Origin of the sequence: Streptomyces sp. NPDC050759, assembly GCF_044456945.1 — a bacterium.
Classification (GTDB): domain Bacteria; phylum Actinomycetota; class Actinomycetes; order Streptomycetales; family Streptomycetaceae; genus Streptomyces.
Genome location: NZ_JBITGI010000002.1, coordinates 43443 through 68780, shown reverse-complemented (window position 1 = coordinate 68780; position 25338 = coordinate 43443). Strand labels below are relative to the sequence as shown.

Annotated in this window: 23 protein-coding genes and 3 pseudogenes; 12 read left to right on the top strand and 14 right to left on the bottom strand. The window is 68.4% G+C overall.

Translation table 11 applies throughout. The features are described from left to right. Positions 1-6: 6 nt before the first annotated feature. The 12 genes and pseudogenes from ACIBJB_RS06065 to ACIBJB_RS06010 form a co-directional block, all read right to left on the bottom strand. Positions 7-648, bottom strand: a complete 642-nt coding sequence (locus ACIBJB_RS06065; RefSeq protein ID WP_398926989.1) for a (2Fe-2S)-binding protein — start codon at positions 646-648, stop codon at positions 7-9. Positions 649-1295: 647 nt separating this feature from the next. Further along, entirely contained in the window at positions 1296-2174 is an 879-nt protein-coding gene (locus tag ACIBJB_RS06060) for an LLM class flavin-dependent oxidoreductase (RefSeq protein ID WP_398926987.1), read from the bottom strand. Between the two features lie 298 nt (positions 2175-2472). After that, on the bottom strand, positions 2473-3333 hold the full coding sequence (locus ACIBJB_RS06055; protein WP_398926985.1) for an alpha/beta fold hydrolase: 861 nt from the start codon (positions 3331-3333) through the stop codon (positions 2473-2475). A gap of 61 nt (positions 3334-3394) precedes the next feature. Continuing rightward, positions 3395-4567 (bottom strand): DUF5624 domain-containing protein, encoded by a 1173-nt coding sequence (locus ACIBJB_RS06050; RefSeq protein ID WP_398926983.1) that lies wholly within the window; start codon positions 4565-4567, stop codon positions 3395-3397. Positions 4568-4616: 49 nt separating this feature from the next. Continuing rightward, positions 4617-5711 carry a hypothetical protein gene (locus ACIBJB_RS06045; protein WP_398926981.1) on the bottom strand — a complete coding sequence of 365 codons (1095 nt, stop codon included), beginning with the start codon at positions 5709-5711 and terminating at the stop codon, positions 4617-4619. 21 nt (positions 5712-5732) lie between these two features. Continuing rightward, positions 5733-7082 carry an FAD-binding oxidoreductase gene (locus tag ACIBJB_RS06040; RefSeq protein ID WP_398926979.1) on the bottom strand — a complete coding sequence of 450 codons (1350 nt, stop codon included), beginning with the start codon at positions 7080-7082 and terminating at the stop codon, positions 5733-5735. 47 nt (positions 7083-7129) lie between these two features. Then, positions 7130-7882 carry an SDR family NAD(P)-dependent oxidoreductase gene (locus tag ACIBJB_RS06035; RefSeq protein ID WP_398926977.1) on the bottom strand — a complete coding sequence of 251 codons (753 nt, stop codon included), beginning with the start codon at positions 7880-7882 and terminating at the stop codon, positions 7130-7132. Between the two features lie 81 nt (positions 7883-7963). After that, positions 7964-8608 (bottom strand): isochorismatase family protein, encoded by a 645-nt coding sequence (locus ACIBJB_RS06030; RefSeq protein WP_398926975.1) that lies wholly within the window; start codon positions 8606-8608, stop codon positions 7964-7966. A 136-nt stretch (positions 8609-8744) separates the two neighbouring features. Beyond that, on the bottom strand, positions 8745-8951 hold the full coding sequence (locus tag ACIBJB_RS06025) for a hypothetical protein (protein ID WP_398926973.1): 207 nt from the start codon (positions 8949-8951) through the stop codon (positions 8745-8747). A gap of 470 nt (positions 8952-9421) precedes the next feature. Beyond that, positions 9422-10336: an NADP-dependent oxidoreductase gene (locus ACIBJB_RS06020; RefSeq protein WP_398926970.1), complete on the bottom strand. Its 915-nt coding sequence runs from the start codon at positions 10334-10336 to the stop codon at positions 9422-9424. 14 nt (positions 10337-10350) lie between these two features. Next, positions 10351-10668, bottom strand: a pseudogene (locus ACIBJB_RS06015) (helix-turn-helix domain-containing protein); the annotation flags it as partial. Positions 10669-10707: 39 nt separating this feature from the next. Then, positions 10708-11010: a transposase gene (locus ACIBJB_RS06010; RefSeq protein WP_398926968.1), complete on the bottom strand. Its 303-nt coding sequence runs from the start codon at positions 11008-11010 to the stop codon at positions 10708-10710. 903 nt (positions 11011-11913) lie between these two features. On the opposite strand from ACIBJB_RS06010, the gene ACIBJB_RS06005 reads away from it, so the two are divergent. The 3 genes and pseudogenes from ACIBJB_RS06005 (at position 11914) to ACIBJB_RS05995 (ending at position 14577) form a co-directional block, all read left to right on the top strand. Further along, positions 11914-12738: a helix-turn-helix domain-containing protein gene (locus tag ACIBJB_RS06005; protein ID WP_398926966.1), complete on the top strand. Its 825-nt coding sequence runs from the start codon at positions 11914-11916 to the stop codon at positions 12736-12738. Between the two features lie 194 nt (positions 12739-12932). Continuing rightward, positions 12933-13424 (top strand): annotated as a pseudogene (locus ACIBJB_RS06000) (molybdopterin cofactor-binding domain-containing protein); the annotation flags it as partial. After that, positions 13417-14577: an XdhC family protein gene (locus tag ACIBJB_RS05995; RefSeq protein ID WP_398926964.1), complete on the top strand. Its 1161-nt coding sequence runs from the start codon at positions 13417-13419 to the stop codon at positions 14575-14577. The pseudogene ACIBJB_RS06000 and the gene ACIBJB_RS05995, both read left to right, overlap by 8 nt. Before the next feature lie 131 nt (positions 14578-14708). Here the strand turns inward: ACIBJB_RS05995 and ACIBJB_RS05990 are convergent, their stop codons facing one another. Continuing rightward, entirely contained in the window at positions 14709-15833 is a 1125-nt protein-coding gene (locus tag ACIBJB_RS05990; RefSeq protein WP_398926962.1) for an IS630 family transposase, read from the bottom strand. 178 nt (positions 15834-16011) lie between these two features. Further along, positions 16012-16137 carry a hypothetical protein gene (locus ACIBJB_RS05985; RefSeq protein ID WP_398926960.1) on the bottom strand — a complete coding sequence of 42 codons (126 nt, stop codon included), beginning with the start codon at positions 16135-16137 and terminating at the stop codon, positions 16012-16014. A 44-nt stretch (positions 16138-16181) separates the two neighbouring features. On the opposite strand from ACIBJB_RS05985, the gene ACIBJB_RS05980 reads away from it, so the two are divergent. From ACIBJB_RS05980 to ACIBJB_RS05940, 9 genes and pseudogenes are all read left to right on the top strand, one after another. Then, entirely contained in the window at positions 16182-17123 is a 942-nt protein-coding gene (locus tag ACIBJB_RS05980) for an alpha/beta hydrolase (protein ID WP_398926958.1), read from the top strand. Between the two features lie 41 nt (positions 17124-17164). Continuing rightward, the gene (locus ACIBJB_RS05975; RefSeq protein WP_398926956.1) at positions 17165-18229 is read left to right on the top strand and encodes an alkene reductase; all 1065 of its coding nucleotides are present in this window, start codon (positions 17165-17167) and stop codon (positions 18227-18229) included. A gap of 25 nt (positions 18230-18254) precedes the next feature. After that, on the top strand, positions 18255-19196 hold the full coding sequence (locus ACIBJB_RS05970; protein WP_398926954.1) for an NmrA/HSCARG family protein: 942 nt from the start codon (positions 18255-18257) through the stop codon (positions 19194-19196). Between the two features lie 30 nt (positions 19197-19226). Next, positions 19227-19553: a hypothetical protein gene (locus ACIBJB_RS05965; protein WP_398926952.1), complete on the top strand. Its 327-nt coding sequence runs from the start codon at positions 19227-19229 to the stop codon at positions 19551-19553. Positions 19554-19969: 416 nt separating this feature from the next. After that, the gene (locus ACIBJB_RS05960) at positions 19970-20113 is read left to right on the top strand and encodes a hypothetical protein (protein WP_398926951.1); all 144 of its coding nucleotides are present in this window, start codon (positions 19970-19972) and stop codon (positions 20111-20113) included. Between the two features lie 151 nt (positions 20114-20264). Beyond that, positions 20265-21022: pseudogene (locus ACIBJB_RS05955) on the top strand (transposase family protein). 83 nt (positions 21023-21105) lie between these two features. After that, positions 21106-21549, top strand: coding sequence for an Rrf2 family transcriptional regulator (locus tag ACIBJB_RS05950; RefSeq protein WP_398926949.1), 444 nt, complete (start codon positions 21106-21108; stop codon positions 21547-21549). Between the two features lie 182 nt (positions 21550-21731). Then, the gene (locus ACIBJB_RS05945; RefSeq protein WP_398926947.1) at positions 21732-22973 is read left to right on the top strand and encodes an amidohydrolase family protein; all 1242 of its coding nucleotides are present in this window, start codon (positions 21732-21734) and stop codon (positions 22971-22973) included. Positions 22974-23227: 254 nt separating this feature from the next. Then, positions 23228-24919, top strand: a complete 1692-nt coding sequence (locus tag ACIBJB_RS05940) for a trypsin-like serine protease (RefSeq protein WP_398926945.1) — start codon at positions 23228-23230, stop codon at positions 24917-24919. Positions 24920-25338 lie beyond the last annotated feature (419 nt).

Sequence of the window (25338 nt, the reverse complement as noted above, 5' to 3'; positions counted from 1 at the left end):
GCCACCTCAGTTCTGGCCCGCGGCCTGCTCGACCGCGCGAACGATCTTGACGTAACAGCCACAGCGGCAGAGGTTCCCGCTCATCCACTCCCGGATCTCGTCGGACGTTCCGGTGTGGCCTTCCTTGATACAGCCGACACCGGACACGATCTGGCCCGAGGTGCAGAAGCCGCACTGATAGGCGTCCTGATCTATGAACGCTTGCTGCAACGGATGCAGTTGGTCGCCGTCAGCCAGTCCCTCGATGGTGGTGACCTCGACGCCGTCCAGCCGGACGGCCAGGGTCAGACATGAGTTGACGCGGTGGCCATCGACCAGGACGGTGCAGGCGCCGCAGGCTCCGGCATTGCAGCCTTTCTTTGAACCGGTCAGGTCGAGGTGTTCGCGCAGCAGGTCGAGCAGAGAGGTGCGGTTGTCGACGGTGACAGCGTGCCGGACGCCGTTGATCGACAGGTGAACGGTGCCGCCAGGAGGCCCTTCGGCGGCCACTGCCTCCCGGCCACCGAGGGCAACCGGCGCCGTGACCAGTCCGCCGGCGACGACGGCCCCTGACACGGCCGTGGCCGTAGTGATGAACGTGCGCCGAGACGGTGCCGAAGTGGCCTCGGCAGTGACAGATCTGTCAGGCTCGGGATTTTCGACGGACACGCTCACTCTCCTTCGCGTCAGGGTGAGAGCTGTGGAGTTTTTTCGGTGTGGGTTCGGGGAGCGGCGTGCCTGTTCCTCGGTTCGAGGGGGGGCTGCAGGATGGTCATGGCTGGTCCATCGAGGGCCGTGGGCGGCGGTGCCATCCTCCTGCCTCCCACCCTGCCTTGCACCGCTGCCCGGTCTTTGCGTCTTGCGGTGTTCACTGGTGCTCAGCACTGCCCACACCGATAGCGCCGGCGTTCTCGGCTGACTGGACACGCGCGGCGGGCGGATGGCTGCTTCCACATACGTCCTCCTGTGGTCGACTGATCAAGCGTCGCGTGATCCAGGAACCGGATGAAGGCCGTACTTATCCACGGACAAGTTGTCCGTGGCAAACCATGCGATGCAGGAGAGATGACCCGCCTGTCGTCCCACGGCACCGGATGTTCGTTCCACGTCATCCAGAGCGCTGCGGTGCTCCGAGGCGACGCCTCGCGCCGCGAGCAGGGCGTCGGACTGGGCAGCGTCGCGCGGCCGCACGGTCATTTCGGCGAAGAGCGGTGGCCGGTGAGAAGCAAGACACTGCGCTGGGGAGGGAAGGACTGTGACGGGTACAGCCGGTGCCGTTGTGTCAGGGTGCTGCCCGGCCCGAGCGCAGGGAGTGGTCAGGTCTTGCGTGCCAGGGCTTCGCGGACTGCGGGTACGACTTCGGCGGCGAACGCGCTGATCTGTCGGGTGTGGTCTCGTTCGGGCCAGATGACGAAACCGTTCATTCCGACGGTGCGCACGAGCGCGACAAGGTGCTCGGCCCACTGGGCGGCGGGCCCCTGGAACGGGCCGGCCGACTCCGGTTGGATGACCCCGGCGATGTTGTAGACCCGGCGGATCGTGTCCGGATCGCGGCCCGCCGCCAGAGCTGCGTCGTCGATGCGGCGGACAGCCGTGGGCAGCGCGTCAAGTCCGAGGTAGGCATGCGAGGGAAGCCAGCCGTCCGCCTTCGCACCGGTCAGAGCCAGCGTGCGGGGCCCGTACGTGCCCAGCCACAGCCCCAGACCGGGTCTCGGCGCCGGACCGGGGTGGACGCCGGCCAGCGAGTAGTGCGCGCCGTGCGTCCGCACACTGCGCTCGCCACTCCACATGGCCCGGATGACGGTGATCGCCTCTTCAAGTGCGTCGACGGCCTCTCTGGGCGTGCGACGGGAGCCGCCCATGGCCTCGATGGCTTCCCAGAAAGCGCCGGCACCCAGGCCGAGCTGGACCCGGGAGCCGGTCAGTCTGTCCAAGGTCGCCGCAGCCTTCGCCAGTACCGCCGGCGGACGCAACGGCAGGGAACTGACCGTCGGGACGAGCGTGACATGTCGCGTCCGCGCGGCCAGGAAGGTGAGCAGTGTCCAGGTGTCGTCGAACGCCGCTTGATACGGATGGTCCTGGATGGTGAGAAGGTCAAGGCCGAGGCGGTCGATGAGTAGTGCCTGCTCACTGGAGCGGCCGACGGGGAGGGTGTTTGGCTCTACGTTTGCGCCGAACAGGACAGGGAGGGGCATGAAAGTCTCCTTAAGCGACCGGCGCTTGCTCGACGTCGGCCGCGGTGGTCGGGAGCGGGAAAGGAAACGGGCCCGCCGTCGCCTCGGAGGCAGCGCCTTCGAGACCGGGCGGCAGCCAGGGGTGGCGGGTGTCCCGGCACGGGCACTCGGGTCAGTGAGCGGTTCAGCGCGGCGGGCCGAGGATGACGCCGCCGTAGAGCTCGGATGCTTCTGCCAGGAGGGATGTGGGGCTCTCGAAACCGTCTCCGCGGAGTCGACCTCGACGAAGACCGCAGGCGGACGGACCAGCAGTCACTGATCATCGGCCGGGTACGGGGCGATCGTCGATGAAAGAGAGCAGTAGGGAGTTGACGAGGTCAGGGCGCGTGGCGAAGGCGAAGTGGTCGGCGCCGGGGAGCTCGGCCAGACGCGCATGGGGGATGGTCCGGCGGAGGTAGAGGGAGACGCTCGCAGGTACCTCCTGGCCGATCGTGCTGCTCATCACCAGGGTGGGGACCGTGATGGCGGGCAGCAGGTGACGGTCGTCGTCGAGTGAGATGTCGTTGAAGAAGCCGAGCAGGGTCGCAACGCCCGCGTTGTGGCTCATGTCGCGGAACCACGAGCCGAGTTCCGCGGCGCGGTCAGGGCCGATATCGGCGAAGACCAGGTTCGGGTCGAGGACTGCGTCGGTGATTCCCGCGATTCCGTTGTCACGGGCGGCATCGGTGAAGTGGGCGATGCCGATGTCGTCGAAACCGTACGGCCAGTCGTCGCTGCGACGGAACTTGGGTGAGCCGTTGAGGACGGCCAACTTGCCCAGCAGCTGGGGGTGTTGAGCGGCGAATCTCAGGGCGACGTGCCCTGCGGAGGCGAAACCGATCACTGTGGGGCTCTGCAGGCCGAGGTGGGTGATGAGGGCGGCGAGGTCGGCGGTGTACAGCGCGGTGACGCTGTCCACGGCGGGGGGCAGTTTGTCGGAAGCCCCGTAGCCGCGTAGATCGAGGAAGACGTTGTGGGCGTGAGGGTCGAAGTACTCCTGTTGGGCGGCCCAAGAGCGGGAGTCCAGGGGCAGGCCGTGCACCCATACGACGGGGTGGTGGCCGGTGCCCGTCTCGTAGTAGGCGATCCGGCCGCCGTCCACGTCGAGATGGTGGGCTTGGTCGAAGGTCAACGGGGGCATGTGCTGTGCTCCTGGTTTCGGGCGGAAGGTACCGCGGCACGGGACCTTCCGCTTGCGGTGATCACAGGCCGGTCGGGTAGGTGACGTTGTCCAGGCCGGGTACGGTCACCTTGGCCGGATTGTTGTCGGCGGCGACGAGCTGGCTGACGGCGAAGTCGGTGACCGAGCCGGACAGCAGCTGCCTCGGGTCCTCCAGCACCATGCGCAGGCGGGTGGTCATGGCGCGCCAGTCGTCCGCGCCGTGAATGACGGGCATCTCGCTTATCTCGTCGACGGACGGGTCGGAGACGTCTGGGAGGGTGAGGTGTCCGGGGGTGTAGCGGGGCAGTCCGGGAAACATCAGATCGCCGAGTTCCACGGTGGCGCGGGTGCTGGACCAGATCTGGCGCAGCGGCTCTTCCAGAGCTGCCACCTCGGACAGGTCACCGTTGAGCGGCGTGGTGAAGGTGGGCGCATGGGGTGCCATGTAGAGGCGTTCGAGAGGCAGTTGGTAGCCGGAGGCGCCCAGGAGCATGGTGGCGACGCTGGAGGTGTTCCAGGTGACACCGGCGGTGGGACGCCCCTGCTTGCCGGCGATGACCGCCATGGCCTGGCTCCAGTCGATCTCCTGCTCACGGAACCAGCTGATGATCCGGTGTGAGATGTCCAACCCGGTGAGGAAGAACGTGGCGATCATCATGTGAATGATGGTTCCGTGCCCTTCGGCACTGCCCTTTTCCAGGTACTCGCCGCGCAGGGTGGCGGGATCGAGACGGCTCTCGTCATCGAGAGCCGCGCTGAGGAAGCGGTCGGTGACGGCGAAGGTGTAGTCGGCCATGTCGGTGATGGCCTGCTCACGGCCGCGGTAGGTCTCGACCGCAATGGTGTCGCGCCACAGCTCGACGCTGTTCGCCTCCCGGCTGCGCCGCACCTGGGCCAGAAGCCGCTCCGCGTCCGCGCGCCAGCCGAGGGCGCCGTACTTCTTCCGCAGCTGCAACAGGGTGGCGAGGGCGGGGCCGAGGTGGGAGATCCCGGCGAGTTCCTTGAAGCCCTTGGTGGAGAAGCGGAAGCCCTCGACCGTGGGGGGCTTGCCGCCGCCGGGGTAGAGCGCGAAGTCGGTGCCGGTGGCGACGATCAGTGGCGCGTCGGCCGTGTCGGAGGCGGCGGTACGGGTGAGGTGGGAGCCGATGCTGGTGGGACCGGCCGTGTAAGTGGTGAACAGGTCGACGAGCTCGGGGCTTTCGTTGGCGGTCATGGACGTTCCTTGTCGCTGACTGGAGGAGCGGGCACAGGAATCGGAGAACTCAGAGGGTGAAGCGGTAGAGGACCGTGCGGGCGGCGAAGCGCACGTCGGCAGTGAGGCTGTGGGAGACGGCGATGAGCAGACCCTCTTCGTCGTCGTGCAGGGTGGCGACGTCGGTGGCACCCGTCGTGGGGAAGGTCTCCGTCTGCACCAGCTGCCCGTCTCGCCACTGGTAGATCTCGGAGTCGAGGTCGGTGGTCGGTTCTGCCGGTGTGCCCAGCACGAAGTTCACGCGGACGATGTACACGGTCCCGTCCGGACCTGGCACGACGGCGAACTCACGTGCTCCCGATCCGTGCAGCGTCTGATGGACGACGAAACGGGTGCCGTCCCAGCGCAGCAGCTGCGAGTCGCTCTGCAGCCGGGCCACCAGCAGGAAGAAGTCGCCGTCTGCGGTGAAGTGTGCGAACGCGCGGCCGTGCCGGTCGGCCAGCTCCTGGTGGGGCCGGAACTCCTCACCGTCGAAGCGGTAGAGCACCGACGGACCCACGTGCTCGGCGTGCGCCAGGAAATGGTGACCGTCGACGGTGAAGGCGTGCCAGTTGTAGGCCCACCGTGAGTCGATGTCCTGGAAGTGGGCGAAGCGTTCACCGTCCCAGAGGAAGATCTGCGAAGGCCGGTTGTCGGCCTCCTGTTCCGGAAGGATGACCCCTTGGGCGAGGGCCAGGAAATGCTGGTCTCCGATGGTGAAGTGGCTCCACTGCTTGGCGGCGAAACTGTCGAAGGACTGGAACTCGGCGAAGGAGGTGCCGTTCCATTCGAGGACATGGGACGAGGTGGCATACCGGTACGGGCCGTTGCCCGTACGGATGCTGGCCACGGCCAGGAAGGCACGGTCGCCGATGCGGAAGAACTCCGCGTCCTCGCCACCAGGCGCCGGTACGCGCTGGAACGGCTCGTATCCTCGCTCCCCTCGCTTGAGCAACAGCAGATCCGTGTCGCTGTCTCCTCCGTTCATGTCCGCCGGGGTGTCCGGCATGTCATAGGCGAGCTGCGGTATGGCGAGCAGATGCATGCCGTCCAGGTCGAAGGGCTCGACGCCTCGTGCACCGGAGGTGGGGACGGACTGGATTTCGGTCAGGTGTGTGCTGGACATCGGGCGGTCATCTCCTCGGTTTCAGTGCGGGAACGGCACCGACGGCAGGGCGAAGTTGTTGTCGAAGACGTGGTCGGGGTCGTACTGCGCCTTGAGTGAGACGAGCCGGTCGAGTACCGGGCCGGGAAAGGCGTCCTGCAGTTGCCTCCATCCGGTACGTGTTTCAAAGCTCAGGTAGAGCCCGTTCACATGCTGCTGGAGCCGTTCCCAGTGCTCGTCGAGGCCGTCGCGCAGTGCGGGCACGGTGGCGGCCATCAGGGAGAAGTTCTGGGTGCGATGCGCGTAGGCCATGGCGGTGGGCGGTGTGTCGTTGACCGCTGCGCCGACCGAGCGCAGCTGCACCATGCCGGCCGCCTTCATGAGCGCTGCCATGCTCTCGGCGGCAGGCGGGGTGATGTGGTCCAGGAGTCCGGAGCGCGACACGGTGAGCGGTTGCTGCGCGTGCTGCGGCTCGTGTCCGGCGGGCAGCAGCCGGTGGTAGGGAGTGACGGTTGCGTGGTTGCGCAGGACCGGCCCGGCCGACAACAGGGGGGCGAGAGCCGCGCCGGCCTGCGTCCCGTCGGTGCCGGCGTACACGGTCATCGCCTGGGCCACAGCTGCTCTCCCGCCGGGACCTGCGACGAGCGTCAGGAAGCTGGTGAGCGAGCGGGGGGCCGCCTCCACTGCTGCCGCCCACCGGGTGAGGAACGCGGCGGTGTCGGCGGCGTCGTAGACGGTCATGGCGACGATCACATCGCGCACCGGCTGAGCCTGGAACTCGAAGGCCGTCGCCACCCCGAAGTTGGTTCCCGCCCCGCGCACGGCCCAGAACAGGTCCGGGCTGTGTTCGGTGTCGGTGCGGATGAGAGACCCATCGGCCAGGACGAGTTCGGCGGCACGCATGTGATCGATGGTCAGACCGTGCAGACGGGACATGAGGCCGATACCGCCGGCGGTGGCCAGTCCGCCGACCCCGACGTCTCCTGTGTCTCCGGAGGACAGCCCCAGGCCGTGGGGTGCGAGTGCTGCGGCGACGTCTCCCCAACGGGCTCCCGCTCCCACGCGTACCAGGCCCGACCGGCTGTCAAGGATTTCCACGGTGTTGAGCCGGGAGAGGTCGATGACCATGCCTTGGTCGTTGGTGGAACGGCCGCTGATTCCGTGGCCGCCGCTACGGGCGGTCACGGGAACCCCGGTGGTGCGGGCATGAGCCAGTGTGTCCGCTATGTCTTGGTGGTCGCGGACGCGGATCACGGCAGCTGGGGATCCGAGGCGGGTGTAGGTGTGCCGTACGGCGTCGTAGTCACGGTCGCCGGGCCGGATGGTGACCGTGGCAAGGCTCTCGGGAAATGTGTGCTTGGGTGCGGGCGGTGGGCCGGCGGTGGTCTGCATCGGTGCTCCGCATTGTCCGTGTGGATGAAGGGGCTTGCGTGCATCCGTCACTTCGGCGGTGTGGTTTGTACACCGTGAGCGCGGGTCACCAGGTACTGGAGCGGGTCTTTGGTGTGTGAGCCGTCGCCGGCGATGAGGCGGCCCGCGTGCCGGCCGAGGTCCTCGGCACTGAACCAAGCGGGGCTGTCCGCTCCTATCGCGGCACGCGGGCGGGTGCGGATGGGCCCGATGATCAGCTCGTGGACACGGGGACCGGCGCCACCCAGTTCCGCCGTGAGGGAGCTCACCAGCGACTTCTTCGCCGCGTTGGTCGCGCCCACGAGTGCAGCGAACGGGTAGGGGATCTCCGCGCTGAACCCGCTCAGATGCACCAGGGCACCGTCCCGGGACAGCAGCGGGGTGAGCGCTCGCAACGCGTGAAAATGACTCGTCAGGTTCGACGCGATCATCGACTGCCACTCGGCGTCGGATGTCTCGAGGATGCCGGTGCGCTCCGGGCTGCCCCAGTCGCCGATAGTGATGACGGCGCCGTCCAGCGCACCGTACGCGGACAGTTGGGCGCGCACCGACTCGCTGTCCGCGTCACCGACATCGACCGTGCGGGTGATCAAGGTGCCCTCACCGGCGCCCTTGGCGTAAGCCACGAGGCCGGCCAGTCGTTCCTCGCTGCGGCCGGTAGCTACGACGGTGGCTCCCTGGCGCAGCAGCGCGAGAGTCATCCCCTCTCCGATGCCGCCGGTCGCTCCCGCCACCACGACGGTCCGTCCGGACAGCGGCAAGTTCCCCTGTATGTCGTTCACGGGCGAGCTCCCTTTCCTGAAGGCGGGGGCGGCCCCCGCAGGGTGGGGGTGGGGGCGGGCCGGAGCCCGCCCCCAGGGGGTTCAGACGGCCGTGGCGGCGCGCTTGCCCAGTTCGAGGGCGTGGAAGAAGGTCCGGGCGCTCATGCCCATGGACGGCACGTTCTCCTGCATCAGTCGCATGCGGTGCGGGGCGTCGTGGAACTTGGGGTCGAGCTGGAACTCGGCGGCCAGGGAGAACCAGGTGACCGGTACCGCGCCGGCTTGGACCATGCGCTGCACCGCCGCGTTGTGGGCCTCGAGCGAGGGGCTGCCGCAGGTGTCGACGGCCACGTGCACGCGGTAGCCCTCGCGCAGGCCGCCCAGCACCGTCTGCAGCACGCATCCGTCGGTGGCTATGCCGCCGATCACCAGGTTCTCCCGGCCTTCCGCCCGGACCGCCTGGGCGAACGACTCGTCCAGGAAGGAGTTGAAGTCGACGGCACGCTCGATGACCGGCTGGTCACCGATGGCCTCCATCAGTTCCGGGTACAGCGGGCCGGACGGCTTGCTCGACTGGCCGTTGGTCACGACCAGACCGCTTTCGTACCACTTCGCCGTCTTCGCCAGGCCCACGACGTTGTTGATGTGTTCGGCGAGGTTGTGGGAGCGCAGAAGGTTCGCGAAACCGACGGCGTAGTCGACGAGAACGACGGTGGTGTTGGCGGGGGTGAGGGGCTCAGGAGTCATGACGGAACTTCTTTCTGATCGAAGAGGAGGACAGCGGCGCATTGATCGCGCAGCGGTGGGCAGGTGCCCGTGGCGCACGGGTGACCGCTTGGTCACTGACGGAGGTGCGCCGACCCCGGGCCCAATTTCGAGACGATCACTGAATCTGGATGTGCGCTTTCGGTATGGAGGGACCATCGCCGACAGGGAGCAACACCGCGAGCGTCGTCGAGCCGCCGGCGAAGCGCCGACGGGCCCCTGCAGAACGCGGGGCCGCGATCGTCACCACCGCACGGGCCGCCTTCGCCGAGCTGGGGCTGATGGCAGAGGTGGCCGGCGATCCCAAGTCGTTGCCGACGCGCATCGGCCGGTCCTGCGTCCGACGCATGACCCTCAGCGGTGGCAACGACTCCTCCGTGACTTTGCTCCGTGCCGTGGCCGCAGAAGAGGAGATCGCCAAACGGCTGTTTGCCGCCATGCAGGAGTTTCGTCCAGCTGCACCATGCGGTGCCCGGAAGTCGACCCGGACGTACACATGGCTGCCTCCTTCCCAGGCGGTGTCGACCGGATTCGGGCCCCGGTCGCGGCTCGGTATGTACCCGATCGGGGCCATGGGGAGCCGGTGCGGCAGCCGGATGTCTCCGGCGCGGATGGGCTGCCACAGGGGTTCAGGTCGGTGGTGAGCATGAGCGATTCCTTCGACGCGGAAGGGATACGGAAGGGTGCGGTCTGGACGCACGACGGGTGCGTGCGGACACGGGCCCGCCGGCTGGTTGCAGGCGGCCGTACGGGGCCGGTCTCGCAGGTGCAAGAGCCGGCTCGTGGGAGAGGGGGTCAGTCGACGGTGAGGACGAGCTTTCCGCGGTTGTGGCCGGCATCGCTGGTCTGCTGGGCCTTGGCAGCGTCGGCGAGCGGGTAGGTCGCGCCGACCGTGGTCACCAGTGCGCCGTCGGCGGCCTGCTGGGCCAGTTCGGCCAGCCGGGCGGCCGAGCGCCGCGCCGGGCCCTCGGCGAAGACGACACCGAGTTCGCGGGCCCGGAAGTCGGCGGTGGTGACGATCCGGTCGGTGCCGCCGCGCAGGGTGATGGAGTCCTCCAGCGCGCCCTTGCCCGCAGCGTCGAACACGGCGTCCACGCCGCTCGGGGCGAGAGCGCGGACCCGCTCGACCAAGTCTTCTCCGTAGACCAGCGCGGTGGCGCCGAGGGAGGTCACGTACTCCTGGTTGGCCGGGCCGGCGGTGCCGATGACGTGTGCGCCGCGGGCGACGGCGAGTTGGACGGCGACGGTGCCGAGTGCGCCGGACGCGCCGTGGATCAGCAGGGTCTCGCCGGCCTTGACGTCGAGCAGGTCCAGGACCCGGTCGGCGCCGTCGCTCGCCACCGGCAGCGCGGCGGCGTGCGTCCAGTCCAGGCCGGCCGGCTTGGGGGCGAGGACGGCCGCGTCGGCCAGTGCGTACTGGGCGTAGGCGCCGGTGTCGGACCAGCCCAGCACCTCGTCGCCCACCTTGAGCAGGTCGACGCCTTCGCCGAGGGCGTCGACGACCCCGGCGATCTCCCCGCCGGGGACGGCGGGCAGCGTGGTGGGGAAGATGGCCTCCATGATCCCGGAGCGGATCTTGCCGTCGACGGGGTTGACGCCGGCCGCCCGGACGCGTACGCGGACCTGGCCGGGGCCGGGCTCGGGGATGTCGGTCTCCGCCTCGTGCAGGACCTCCGTGCCGCCGAACGTGTCGAAAACGATGGCCTTCATAGCTGCTGTCTCCTTCGATGGTTTGACTGGTGACCCTGATTAGGTGGCAGGTCGAAGAGGTGATCCCGCTCACTCAGTCCGAGATGCAGCCCCCGGGCGAGCGCGGCGAGCACCTGCTCGGACGGCATCGGGCCACGCTGCTGCTCGATCCGGCTGTAGTAATCAACCGGCACACCAGCCAGCGCCGCCACCTCCTCACGCCTCAACCCACCAGTACGACGCCGAGAACCGCGGGGAAGCCCGACATCCTCCGGTTGCAACACCTCCCGGCATGCCCGAAGAAAATCGGCCAACAATGCCCGATCTGTCTCAACCTCCCGTGTGCGACTGATCAAGCATCGCGTGACCCACAACCCGGATGAAGGCCGTACTTATCCACGGACAAGTTGTCCGTGGCAAACCACGCGATGGGGAGGGATGAGTCGCTTGTCGTCACACAACGTTTTCTGGCACAGAACGGCGTTCTCCGTCTCCCATCGTGTCGGCGGCTCGGTCGGCACCTCCGCCCGGTGCCACCGCGGCCGGCTCGCGCCAGCTGCCCCGACCCAGTCACGCAAGGTCTCGGGGTTGATTCCCACACCGGCAGTGACCTGCCGGATCGTCGCCTCGGGCCGCGACCTGTACAGCGCGACAGCGTCCGCCTTGAACTGCGGCGTATAGCGCTTCGTGATCACGAGATGCCCGTTCTCGGATCCCCAGGATCCAGTGTCTCGTGTCTCAAGGAGCAAGGCACCACCTCACGACCACGCCGCAGGCCTGAGGTCAAGTTAAGGTGATCCGACTGCGCGCAAGGCCTTTTCCGGTTCGGTGGATTGCGCCGACCTGCCAGTTCTTCGGCAGAGTTCGAGCACTACGTTGCGGGATTCGTGCGCGCCCGCCGGGCTGAGGTCGCGCACGGTCCGCTGGGCCATGCTGGTGTGTGCCATGAGGATCTGCGCCGCGGGCGAGTTGGCCTGCCCGGCGCGTGGTTTCCCGGCGACAGGGAGCGCAGGGCGTCGCCGGGAAAGATGAAGACGGGTGCCGATCTCGGGCGTGGTGTGGAGTGCTTCTCCGTCGCGACATGGTGCATGAAGTAGGTGCCGGCCGAGACGTACGCGTCACCGCCCTGATCGTGTGGGTCCTGCAGGGCCACTGCGCCGCGCAGCCCGGCGTACAGCCTGATTCTCATCGTGCTCATGTTCTCCCGACTGCGCGGGTGCTCACGGGGGAGGAGCCCCAGAGTTCGTTGACCGCGGTGTCCTGCAGGGTCACCGAGCACATCGTTCCCTGGAAGCCGTCGGCCGTGGAAGCACTGAATTCCGGCAGGGGTACAGGTCTCCCTCAAGATGTCGCCGGAATCCCATCTGGTGTCGCAGAAGTACACGCTTTCCTCGCGCGGCTGTTCCTATCCTTGGCTGCACTTCAACCGTCAACGATCAACAGCCTGCGGATGCACCCGGCGCCACAAAGAGCATGGCTTGCTTCGCGTGCCAAGCGACGCCACCGCGACCTCTCGGGCGAAAGCAGAAAAGACACATGAAGGCAGTGCGTTTCCATCAGTACGGGGACCCGGATGCGTATCCTTCGCGGAGGTTGAGATGGACCGGGCATTGTTGGCCGATTTTCTTCGGGCACGCCGGGAGGTGTTGCAACCGGAGGATGTCGGGCTTCCCCGCGGTTCTCGGCGTCGTACTGGTGGGCTGAGGCGTGAGGAGGTGGCGGCGCTGGCTGGTGTGTCGGTTGATTACTACAGCCGGATCGAACAGCAGCGTGGCCCGATGCCGTCCGAGCAGGTGCTCGCCGCGCTCGCCCGGGGACTGCATCTCAGACTGAGTGAGCGGGATTACCTCTTCGACCTCGCCGGGCACCCTGCGCCGCGGCGGGTACTGCGCGAAGATCACGTCAGCCCGACCATGACGCGCATCGTCGAGCGGCTCTCGGACACACCCGCGTTGGTGATGTCCCGCTTCGGTGAGACCCTGCTCCAGAACCGCCCGGCGGTCGCTCTGCTGGGCGACTACACCCGCTTCAACGGAATGTCCCGCTACCTGGTCTATCGCTGGTTCACCGACCCGGCCCAACGCGAGCTCTACCCCGCCGAGGACCACGAACTGCGGGGCAGAGTCTTCACCGTGGAGATCCGGGTGGCGTACACGGCGGACCCTCAGAGCAGGGCCCGCGACATCGTCGCGGCACTGCTGGAGGTCAGCCCCGAGTTCACCGAACTCTGGCGGTTGCACGAGGTGGACGTCACCCACCACAACGACCTCAAGCGCTACCGGCATCCGGAGCTGGGCGAGATGGAGCTGTACTGCCAGCGGCTGGTGGACCCCGACCAGCTTCAGGAGCTGCTGGTCTTTTCCGCCGTACCCGGCTCACCGGACTACGAAAAACTCCAACTCCTGGCAGCCGTAGGCGCTTAAGGCTTGCCGGGAATCAACACGCTGGTTTGATCTCGGTGTTGTCTGATTCCAGGAATCTGGCGATGTCGACGGGTGTGCGAAAACGAGCAGTTGCGGAAGGAATGCACATGCCGTGTGCTTCGACGAGCGGGCGGACGTCCTTGACCCCACGGCTGATGGTCAGGGCGGTGGTGTTGAAGAGCTGCCAAAAACGCCGCTCGAGCACCGCCGAGGCCATCGGCAGGCTGACGAGCAAGGAGCGGTACTCCTTCGGCGGACAGTGCGCCGAGGTCACCGTCGACGTCACCACCGGCGAGGTCCGAGTACGGCGGATGCTCGGGAGGTCCGCCGCGGGCCAGCTCGTCAACCCGCTGACCGCACACAGCCAGTTCGTCGACGGGATGGTCTGGGGCCTGTCCATGGCAGTCCACGAGGAGGCGGTCAGGGACCGGGCCACGGGTGGACACGTCGGCGCGGACCTCGCGAGCTACCACTTGTCCGCGAACGCGGACGTCCCCGTCATCGAGGCGGACTGGGTCGACGACCCCGACCCGGACGGCCCAGTCGGCATCAAGGCCATCGGCGAAATGGGGATCGTAGGAGCCGCGGCGCCAATCGCCAACGCGGTCTGGCACGCGACCGGCGTACGCCATCGGCACCTGCCCATCCGCCCCGACCGCATACTGATGGCCGGCCGAGATGCTTGACATCGCCGTCGAACTGCACCGGTGGGCGGCGGAGGGCCGTGACTTCGCCGTGGCCACGGTCGTGACTGTCGGCGGCAGCGCTCCCCGCCCACCGGGCGCGGCGCTCGCCGTCGACGCCGACGGCACGGCTGTCGGCTCGGTCTCCGGCGGCTGTGTGGAGGGCGCGGTGTACGACCTGTGCGTCCAGGCGCTCCAGGACGGCCGCGTGGTGCGGGAGCAGTTCGGCTACAGCGACGAGGACGCCTTCTCGGTGGGTCTGACCTGCGGCGGGGTGATCGATGTCCTGGTCAGCCCCATCCGCAGGGACGCGCCGGGCCGGCAGGTGTTCGAGGCGGCGCTCTCGGCCGCCGCCGGTGGGGAGACCGCTGCCGTCGCCCGTGCGGTCCGGGGGCCGGCCGAACTGCTCGGCCACGCGCTGCTGGTCCGTGCCGACGGGGCGCACGAGGGCGGTCTCGGCGGCGGTCCGCAGCTGGACCGGACGGCGGCCGACGAGACTCGATCGCTGCTGGACACCGGTCGCACCGGCACGGTCGACATCTCGGAGGACGGCTCACACTGCCCGGGCGGTGTGACGCTCTTCGTCGAGTCCAGTGTGCAACCGCCCCGTATGATCGTCTTCGGGGCGATCGACTTCGCGGCGGCGCTCGTGCGGGCGGGCAAGTTCCTCGGCTACCGCGTGACCGTCTGCGACGCTCGCTCCGTCTTCGCCACCCGGGCCCGCTTCCCCGAGGCCGACGAGATCGTGGTCGACTGGCCGGACCGCTATCTGCGCAGCACCGGGACCGACGCCCGCACGGTTCTTTGCGTGCTCACCCATGACGCCAAGTTCGACGTCCCGCTGCTGGAGGAGGCGCTGCGGCTGCCGGTCGCGTTCGTCGGCGCCATGGGCTCGCGCCGCACCCACGAGGACCGCAACCGGCGGCTGCGCGCGGCGGGTGTCACCGAGGAGGAACTGGCCCGTCTGCACTCCCCGATCGGCCTCGACCTGGGTGCCCGTACGCCGGAGGAGACTGCCCTGTCCATCGCGGCCGAGATCGTCGCGGCGCGCCGGGGCGGGTCGGGCATACCGCTGACCGGCGCACCCGCCCCGATCCACCACGACCGCCCAGAAGCCCCAGGTCGGGTGACCGCACTGACGTCGGCAGCCGGATAACCTCCTTCTCGTAGCTCCTGCACCGCGGCCGAGCGGCGTCAGACGTAAGCGGGACCGAAGGAAGGGGCATCGGGGGAAGTCTCAATTGCGGGTGCTGAGCTGGGCGTTCGTTAGCCTCTTTGTCGCCGGATTCACCGGCATCGTCCGGAAACCCGGTGGCTGAAGATCCGCTCGAGACGTTGGTCCGAAAGCGCGCTCGCCGCCGGCAGCGGGCACCACCTCGCCGCCCTGGTCCGAGACAACAGCCAGCACGCAGCTAATGTGATGCGCCAGAAATCCTGACGGTTAGGTCTCCTCGGTTTTCTGACTGTCGGTTTCCGACCTTGGTGAGGTAGTCGGCGAGGGAGTTGAGGATCTCGTCGGCGGACTTGGTCCAGGTGGGTGTTGTGGGTGGCGTAGTTGTCGCAGACGAGGTGGACGTCGAGCCAGGCGGGCACCGCCTTGTCGATCCGGACCAGGAACTTCTTGAACTCGATGGCACGGTGGCGGCGTTGCAGTGCCGATATGACGGTCCCGTCGGCGATGTTGAAGGCGGCGAACAGGCTGGTGATGCCGTGCCGGAGATAGTCGTGGGTCCGGCGCTCGGGCATGCCCGGCATCATCGCAAGCACCGGCCGGGACCGGTCCAGCGCCTGGATCTGGCTCTTCTCGTCCACGCAGAGCACGACCGCCTTGTCGGGCGGGTGGTGGTACAGGCCCACGACGTCGACGACCTTGGCGACGAACTGCGGATCGGTGGACAACTTGCAGGAGTCCTGCAGATGGAGCTTGAGGTCGAACCTCTTCCAGACCCGGCCGATGGTCGACTTCGACAGGCCGGTGCGCTCGGCCATCGAGGCCCGTGACCAGTGCGTGTCCTGGCCCGGGACCGACTCCACGGTGGCCACGACGACCTCCTCGACCTGGTCGAGGAGGATCGAGGGCGGCCGGCCCGAGCGGGGCTCGTCCTGCAGACCGTCGAGGCGTTTCGCGATGAAGCGGGCCCGCCAACGGTCCACGGTCGACCTGTCGATACCGAGGCCGGCCGCGGCCTGCTGGTTCGTCCCGCCCTCCGCGCAGCGCAGCACGACCTTGGCCCGTAACGCGAGGAACTGAGCGGTCTTCGCCTGCCGCGCCCACTGCGTCAACTGCCTGCGCTCGGCATCGTCCAGGACCAGGTCGGCCTTCGGTCGGCCGATCCAGCCAGCGTCCTCAAGCCCGGCCATCCGCTCCGCGGCGAAAGCCCGACGCCACTTGCCCACCGTTTTGGCCTGCACACCAACGATCCGTGGCACAGCCATGTTTGACATACCGTCAGCACACGCCAGCGGCGCTGGGTGGTCCGCCGTCTCGCCGCCCCCTGTCCATCTCTGCCGCATCGCAGGCTTAACCACGGACAACTTGTCCGGGGTCAAGCAGGACCTTCATCCGGATTCCGGTCGACGACATGCTTGATCAGTCAAACGCGGCGACGCCGAACACCTGTCGCGGCTGGTGGCGCTGATCGACTCCGGTGAGCTGCGCGTTGATGTGGCGCAGCGAGTGCCGCCGGCGGTGGCCCGCGACTGCTCGGCCGGCCATCAACCCCTTCTGCCACTCACCCCACGCAGCGAAAGACCGAGATCATGACACTCACATTCGACCCGGAAGTAGCCGACGTCCTCGCCCAGATGGGCGGAACCGACGCATTCCAGCCCCCACGTGACGACGTCGAGGGGCGGCGAGCCTTCTGGGAGCCGATCCTCGCAGCCTCCAGCACCGCCCAGCCCTTCCCCGAAGACGTCCGGATGAGCGACAGCTACGCCACCACAGACGACGCCACCCGGATCCAGATGCGCTGGTACACCAAGGAGGGCGCGACCCCGGGTCCAGCGGTGGTGTACTTCCACGGTGGCGGATACTTCTTCGGCCACATCGACCACTTCGACGGCACTCTCGCCCGCTACGTCGCCGCCAGCGGCGTGCCGATGCTGTCGGTGGAGTACCGCCGCGCCCCCGAGCACCCCTTCCCGACCCCGATCGAAGACGGCTACGCGGCGCTGCGCTGGCTGCACGAGCACGCCGCAGAGCTCGGCGTCGACCCCGGCCGGATCGGCGTGATGGGCGACAGCGCCGGCGGCGGCCTGGCCGCGGCCGTGGCAATCCTGACGCGAGAGCGCGGCGGCCCGAAGATCGCCCGCCAGATCCTCATCATGCCGATGCTCGACGACCGCACCGGCGCCCCCGACCCCCACCTTGCGCCCTTCATCTACAACTACGGCGACCTTGTCACCGGATGGCGGGCTTTCCTCGGCGACGCCGTCGGAGGGTCAGACGTCCCGGCCACGGCGGCCCCGGCCCGGCTCTCAGACGCCACCGGCCTGCCGCCGGCCTACATCGAGGTCGGCCAGCTCGACCTGTTCCGCGACGAGGACACCGCCTACGCCACCAAGCTCAGCCGCGCCGGCGTACCGGTCGAATTCCACCTCCACCCCGGCGTCCCGCACGAGTTCGACTCCCTCGCCTTCACCTCCGACGTCGCACGGCGTGCCATCGCCGACCGCGTCCGGGTGCTGAAGTCGATCTGAGCCGCGACCACCGAACCATCCACTGCACGGAAAGAAATGCAATGACTCTCTGGATCCCCCTCACCGTCGGCGCCATCGAGCTGCCGCACCGTCTCGCCATGGCTCCGATGACGCGTGACCGCTCCCGGCCGGACGGCGTCCCCACCGACCTCAACCGCGCGTACTACCGTCAGCGCGCGTCGATGGCCCTCATCATCACCGAAGGCACCCAGCCCTCCGCCGACGGCCAGGGCTACCTGCTGACCCCCGGGATCTACACCGAAGCACACATTGCCGGCTGGCAGGAGATCACCAGCGCCGTGCACGCCGCAGGCGGGCGCATCGTCGTCCAGCTCATGCACACGGGCCGCATCTCCCACCCCGACAACACCCCCCACCACCGCCGGCCCGTCGCCCCCTCGGCCATCCAGCCCAAGGGCGCGATGTTCACCACCTCCGGCCTGCAGGACATGCCCACCCCCCGGGCCCTGGACATCAACGAAGTCGCCGATGTGGTCGACGAATTCCGCCACGCGGCCTCAGCCGCCATCGCAGCCGGCTTCGACGGCGTCGAGATCCACGGAGCCAACGGCTACCTCGTCCACCAGTTCCTCGCCGGCAACACCAACCAGCGCACCGACCGCTACGGGGGCCCGCTCGAAAACCGCATCCGCTTCGCGGTCGAGGTCGCCTCCGCGGTGGCCGACGAGATCGGCGCCGAACGCACCGGTCTGCGCCTCTCCCCGGGCAACCCCTTCAACGACATCGCCGAACACGACACCCGCGACCTGTACCCGGCGCTCGTCACGGCCCTGGCACCACTGAACCTCGCCTACCTCCACCTGATCCACGGCGGCGACGAGGAACTCCTACGCGAGTTGCGCCAGCTGTGGCCGACGGCCCTGCTCCTCAACCGCGCGGGAACCGACATCGACACGCGCGTCGCCGACCTCGACGCCGGCCTGGCCGACGTCATCACGGTCGGCACCATGGCACTGGCCAACCCCGACCTCCCGGCCCGCATCCGCTCCGGCGCACCGCTCAACCAGGCCGACCCGGCCACCTTCTACGGCGGCGACCACCACGGCTACACCGACTACCCCACCCTCGCCGCGACGCTGGTCTGACAAGCACTTCCGACAGGAGAATTCGATGTCCCAGGACAACGTGGTCACGGTCCTCGGTGCGACCGGCACCCAGGGAGGTTCGGTCGCGCGTGCGCTGCTGGCCGACGGCGCCTTCACCGTACGGGCGGTGACGCGCGACGCCGCGTCGCCGAAGGCACAGATACTGGCGGGACTCGGCGCCCACGTGGTGGAGGCGAGCCTCACCGACGAGGGCGGCCTGCGCCGGGCGTTCGACGGGGCGTACGGCGCGTTCCTCGTCACGCCGTACTGGGAGCACCGTTCGCCCGCGCGGGAACTGGCCGAGGTCGAGAACCTCATCAGCGCGGCCCAGGCAGCAGGTCTGCGTCATGTCATCTGGTCGACGCTGGAGGACACGCGGGAGGCGATCGCGGCAGCCGACGACCGGATGCCGTTCATCGGCGAGGGTTACCGGGTGCCGCACTTCGACGTGAAGGGCGGGGCCGCCGATGCTCTGTTCGCCAAGTCGGGTCTGCCCACGACGTACTTGTTGCTGTCCTTCTTCTGGGACAACCTGCTCACCCTCGCCCGACCGCAACGCGACCCCGACGGAACGCTCGCCTTGCACCTCCCGCTCGGTGACACGGCCGTCGCGGGCGTCGCCTCCGACGACATCGGCCAGGCGGTGCTGCGCGTGCTGCGGCGGCCGTCGGAGACGATCGGCGCCACCGTCCCCGTGGCCGGTGAGCACCTGACCGGCGAGCAGATGGCGGCAGCGCTGAGCGCGGTGCTCGGTGAGCCGGTGGCCTACCGCCCGCCCAGCCACGACCAGTTCCGCGGCCTCGGCTTCCCCGGCGCCGACGAGCTGGGAAACATGTTCCAGTACTACGCCGAGTTCTCCGGGTCCTACCGCGGCCTGCGTGAGCGCGAAGCGACGCGCGCGTTCAACCCGGATCCGCTGAGCCTGACCGACTTCCTGGCCGCACATCGTGCCGAACTCGAAGCCTGACCGGCTGCTCGGCGGCTCAGAGGAATATCCATGACCAGCGACGACAGCAGCCTGTCCAGTCCACTCGGAATCCCCGCCTACGCGGAAGCGGACTCCTCCTTCCCGCTCGCGGCACCGGTCGATCCGGCCGGGGCGTTCACCGCCCGCTCGATCGACGACGTCGTCCGCGCCGCCGCACGCCGGGCGGGCTGGCTGCTGCTGAACACCACCGGCCACGCGATGGGCCGGACTGCCGCGCTGAACGGCTCGCTGGTGCTGCGTCCGCTCATCGACGCACCCGTCGGCGTCGACCCGGAAACCCGGACGGCCCGCGTCCCCGCCGGCAAGACCCGGGGCGACATTCGGCCGTCGGGATGAACGGTTTCGTCATCTGGCCCGGACGAGACCACACCCGACAGAGCAGCGCGTTTGCCGCCGAAGTCGTACCCGCAGTCCGCGAAGCCCTCGCACGCAAGACCTGACCACTGCGTGCGCTCGGGCCGGGCGGCACCCCTGGCACAACGGCACCGGCTGTACCCGTCCCAGCCCATCCCTCCCCAGCGCAGCGTCTTGCTTCTCACCGGCCACACAGGCGGCACGGTGAACTGCCCCTGTCCACCCCGCCCTCAACAACGCCGACCACCCAACGATGCCCGCATCCGCCGTGTCGCCGCGCGCACCGTAGCCCGCGACACCTCCACCGACCAGGTACCGGCCGGCTCCCCGCCGACTTCACCGGTCCCCGCGACCAGAAAGTCCTGGTCTTCCTCTTCGACCCGACCCCAGGTGGTCCCATGAGCGACGAAACGCCCCTCCCCGACGGATTCGAAAGCATCACCGTCGCGGCGAACGGCACCCGGCTGCATGCCGTGGTCGGCGGGACCGGTGCAGCCGTACTTCTTCTACACGGCTGGCCCCAGAAGGTGGCCAATCAGTGAAAGCCACCAGTGGCAGAGCGTTTTGAGCCGCACCCGGCGCCCCTGGGCGGGTCAACCATACGAAGGGCTCGCCACATCCCGCACAACAACGTAGGGAGCCTTTTCCCATCCGACCGGACGGGATGGGAGTTGGGTGGGCCGGTATCCGTACATGAAAATGCTCCTGGTAAACGTGTCCACCTCGACCCTCCGCTACCTTTCCGCTCGCCTGCGGGCGTGCCGCCAGGAACGTGGAACACGCTGGCGCCGCGTGAGCGCGGGCCGTCAGGCCCTGCTCGTCCTCGCGTACCTGCGCTCCGGTCATACCTACGCCCAGCTCGCCGCCGGGTTCGGCGTCGGCACCGCGACCGCCTACCGGTACGTCGCCGAGGCCATCGAAGTGCCGGCCTCCCTCGCACCGACCCTCGCCGAAGCGATGAAGACCGCCTCCACCAAGGCATTCGTGATCCTGGACGGCACGGTGCTGCCCATCGACCGGATCGCCACCGACCGGCCCTTCTATTCCGGGAAGCACAAGAAGCACGGCATGAAGTGCAGGTGATCACTGATCCTGCGGGGCGGCTGCTGTGGGCATCACTCGCGCTAACCGGTGCGGTCCACGACATCAAGGCCGCGCGCATCCACGGCATTGTCGACGCCCTGGAGAAGGCCGACATGGAGTGCTGAGCCGACAAGGGCTACCGCGGCGCCGGCGGCACCATACGGACGACCTACTGGGGCCGCTGGGAGACGCTCTCCGCAGGACAACAAGCCGTCAATCGCTCGCATGCGAAGATCCGCGCGCTCGTTGAGCAGGCCATGGCCGCCCTCAAGACCTGGCGGCCTTTGTGTAAGCTGCGATGCTCCACCACCCGCATCACCAGCCTCGTCCAGGCCGTCGTCACCCTGCAGCTGACCTGCTCAAACTGAGGTTCAAGACACCTCGGTTGCCTATCGATTAAACTGCAACTAACCTGGTTCCAGTTAATCGCTGGCGACGGCAGGAGCGGGAGATGGCTGTGCTCAGCAGTAGGAGCGCGGTCGCCATTCACGCGCTTGCGATGCTGGCGCACCGGCGTGGGGGCTCGTTGACGTCCGCGGAGATCGCGGACAGCCTTGAAAGCAATCCAGTCCTCGTGCGTCGCATCCTCGGTCGCTTGCGAGACGCCGACCTGGTGCGGTCCGCCGAGGGCCGCGGGGGCGGCTGGTCCCTTGCTCGCAGCCCCCGGGACATCACGCTCTATGACGCGTACGCCGCCGTCGAGAAGGGGCAGATCTTCTCGCGGCACACGCATCCGCCCAGCACGTCGTGCGAAGTCGGACGCAGCATCGGCGACCTGCTCGACGTCGAGTTCCAGAGCGCGGAACGAGCCCTGGAGGAACAGCTCGGCAGGACGACGATCGCCGGCCTGCTGCAGCAGATTCTGGCCTCCGGCAACGAACCGAGGGATCACTGACCAAGCAGTGACGCATGCGCACCGTGCGTCATGACGCACGAACTAACTGTAACTGCCACAGTTGCAGTTCATTCCCGGAGTGGCGCTCCGGGCCCTCCGGCTCCCGGTACCAGCGGCCGCACGGTCCACCCGCGAGCACCACGGCCCGAACACCTGCTCAGGACGCACCAGGAGTGAGAGCGATGCCCCAGGAATCCGAAGCAATTGCAAGCACCGAGGCCCGCGCCTCTGCGGCCTTCGACCTCGTGATCAGTCGTGCACATGTCTTCGACGGCCAGCAGGCACTCGCCGGTCTGTACGACGTCGCCATCGACGGCGGGGAGATCGCCTCCGTCTCGGCCGAGCCGCTCAGGGGCAGACAGGAGGTGGACGCCGCCGGAGGATGGGTCGTGCCGGGCCTGATCGACACACATATCCACTTCTACGACGTGCGCGCGGTCTCCGATCCGCATTCGATGCGTGCCTTCGAGGAGAACGAGCTTCCCGGAAGGCTCGGGCTGTTCCTGGACCACGGGATCACCACCATCAAGTCGGTGGGCGATCCAACGGACGGAATCCTGGACACGCGGGCCGAAATCGCGGCGGGCACGCTGTGGGGCCCGCGACTGTTGGCGACCGGTTGCGGTATCACCGGACGCGACGGGCATCCCGCCGCCACTGTCTTCAGCGGAAACCCCTGGGCGCGCGAGCGCTTCACGGGAGAGGTCGAGAGCGTGCAGCAGATGCGCGACCTGGTGCACCACCTCGCCGACCGCAAGGTGGACGCGATCAAACTCCTGTCGGAAGGCGCGTGCGCACACTCCGGCGGGCCGGCATATCTCTGGCGGAATCCCGCTTTTCCGGATGGTGTCGAGTTGGAGCGGCTTCCTTTCGATCTTCTTCGGGCGGGAATCGAGACCGGGCACGAGCGGGGCCTTCGGGTCACCGTCCACACCACCCAGCAAGCCGCGGCACGCGAGGCGATCGAGGCGGGGGCGGACGGCCTGGAGCACGGTGTCACCGTCGAGCCCCTCACCGACCACTCGCTCATAGACCTGATGCTCGAACACGGCACCACCTACACGCCCACCCTCTGGATCGACGATGCCCACCTGGACGCCCGTGGCAATCTCAAGAAGGTCGCTGAGGCAGGCGTGCACATCGTGCTGGGCAGCGACACCTTCAGCGGCCGGGGCCTCTTCGGAGCCAACACCCTCGAAGAGGCGGAACTCATGGTCGCGGCCGGGATGACGCCCACCCAGGTGCTGGCCGCGGCCACCAGCGGCGCGGCGCGGCAGTGTGTCCGACCCGACCTCGGCACGGTGGCCCCCGGCAAGCGCGCCGACCTGCTCGTGCTGAACGCTGACCCCACCGCGGACATCGGCAACCTTCGCGACCTCAGCGTGGTGATCCTCAACGGCCGCCTCGCCGTCGACAAACGCTAGGAGTGCCGGGACGTCTTCCCACCGCTTCACCACAGCAGGGAGGAAACCACCCGCAAGCACATCACCCGCAGTCGGGGCGCCTCCCGTTTCCGTGTGTATGCATCGTCTGTTCCGCCCGGAGCCGCTGATACACCACGGAGCGGCTGTCGCGCCGTGCCTGATACGGGGGAGAGACCCGCCGGTTGACCGCCCGGTCCAAGCTCAGGTCCGGACGGGACGGCGACCGCTGTCCCCCGCACCAGCCCGCCGCAGCGATGGCCGGCTGCGAGCGAAAAGGGGAGTCACTCATGCATCCATCGATACGCCGAAGGGCGGGCGGCGCGCTGGCGGCGGGGATCGCGCTGACCGCGGCCCTCACTGCGCTCTGGCAGGCGCAGGCCGTCGTGGGAGGTACCGAGTCCACCCAGCCGTATTCGTTCATGGTCTCGCTTCAGTACGACGCTCCCCGCCCGGACGGGCACCGGTGCGGGGCGGTGCTCATCGCGCCGCAGTGGGCGGTAACCGCGGGCCACTGTGCCAACACCCCGACCGGCGTGACGGCGGGCGTTCCCCGCGGCTGGCACGTCCGCGTCGGATCGCTGGACACCACCCGCGGTGGCGAAGTCACCGAGATCGACAAGTTCTACCGGCGCCACAACAAGTACGACCCCCCTGGCGAGGACATCGCGGTGCTGCACCTGCGCAACCCGGTGCGAGCCAAGCCGGTGCGGCTCGCCCAGACCACGCCCGCCGACGGCACACCCGTCCGCATCCTCGGTTGGGGCGCGACTTCGGACTCCTGCGGCGACTTCGACGACCCGAATTGCTTTCCCAGCAAGCTGCGTGAAGCTGACACCGCGGTCGTGCCGGTCAACCAGTGCTGGGACGACGACGGCCAGACCTTGCCGTTGTGCGTCGGCCGCGCCGATCCTCCCGTCGGTCCGGGGACGACGGACTCCGGAGGACCTGCCCTGGTCCGTGTGGGCGACAAATGGGTACTGGCCGGAACGGTCATCGGTCCCGGCAACAAGGGCGCCGACTTTCCCGACATGTACACCGACGTCGCGAAGAACGCCGATTGGATCAACGGCATCGTGACCAGAACCGACGTGCCTCCATTCGACCCGATCCCGAATGTGGAAGGCACGGCCAAGGTGGGCGACTGCCAAGGGTCGGTGGTGCGATCCGCCACCGCGCGCCCCAATGACCCGGCGCTGGCGCTGACCAACGGACACTGCGTGCCGAGCGGGCGGCCGGCACCGGGGAAATCGCTGGCGGACCAGCCCGCCGACCTGGAGAGCCCGGTCACCATCAACGACCCCGCCGGCTACACCCAGACAACGACCCGCGCGACCCGTCTGGTGTACGCGACGATGACCGGCACCGACATCGCGCTGTACCGGTTGGACAAGACCTACGCTCAACTGGCCGCGGAGGGCGCGAAAGTCTTCCAGTTGTCCACCGCCCCGATGCGCGTTGGTGACCGGCTCTTCATGGCCTACGAGAGCAGCCGCCCGCAGTGCACGGTGGAGGCCGTGGCGACGCACCTGAGAGAGGACGGCTACCAGCAAGACGACGCGGTGCGCTACGCCCCCAGCGACACCTGCGTGAGCAAGCCCGGGTACTCCGGCTCGGCGCTGCTGGCCCCTGACGGGAAGACGGTTATGGGCATCAACAATACCCACAACCGCGACGGCGAGCAGTGCACCAACAACAACCCCTGCGAGGTCGGCCCGAACGGGGATGTGACCTCCACGAAAGGCCGTGCCTACGGCCAGCAGGTCTACATGATCACGGCCTGCCTGACCAAGGGATCGAAGGTGGATCTGTCTCGCCGGGGCTGCGCTCTCACCGGCGCCACGCCCCGCCCCGGTGACCAGGTCCAGCACAGCAGCCCCCAGCCCGCAAACCCTGACCCGATTGACGTCAGTCGGCCTCACTCAACCGTTCCGGGAGGGCCGCACTGACCCGCCGGTGGACGTGAGCTGCCGGGCCTCGACGGCATCGGGCTGTGCCGCCAGATCAGGGAGGCGGTGCCTGGGACAACGAGTTCATCTGCGCGGGCACCGCCGAATCCCGGGTCCGCCCCGGGACAGTGGGGGACCGTTGTTCGATGCGAAGGCCTCCGGCCGAACCTGGCCGACCCCACCATCTGGGAGCCGTCCCCCGACCCGCTCGCCTCTCATGGGCTCGGGCACGTCATCCCCGTACTGAACCACATGGGTGGCGTACTGGGTGAAGGAGCTCCCTTCGGGGGCGGCTTCACTTGGATTCGATTCGACCCAATGGGTCGACGCTCTCCGGCAGGGACTCTTGCGCTGCCGACTAGTTCCCGGACCTCGTAGCCCGCGCTCCTGCCGAGAGATCGCTGATACGCGGCTGATAC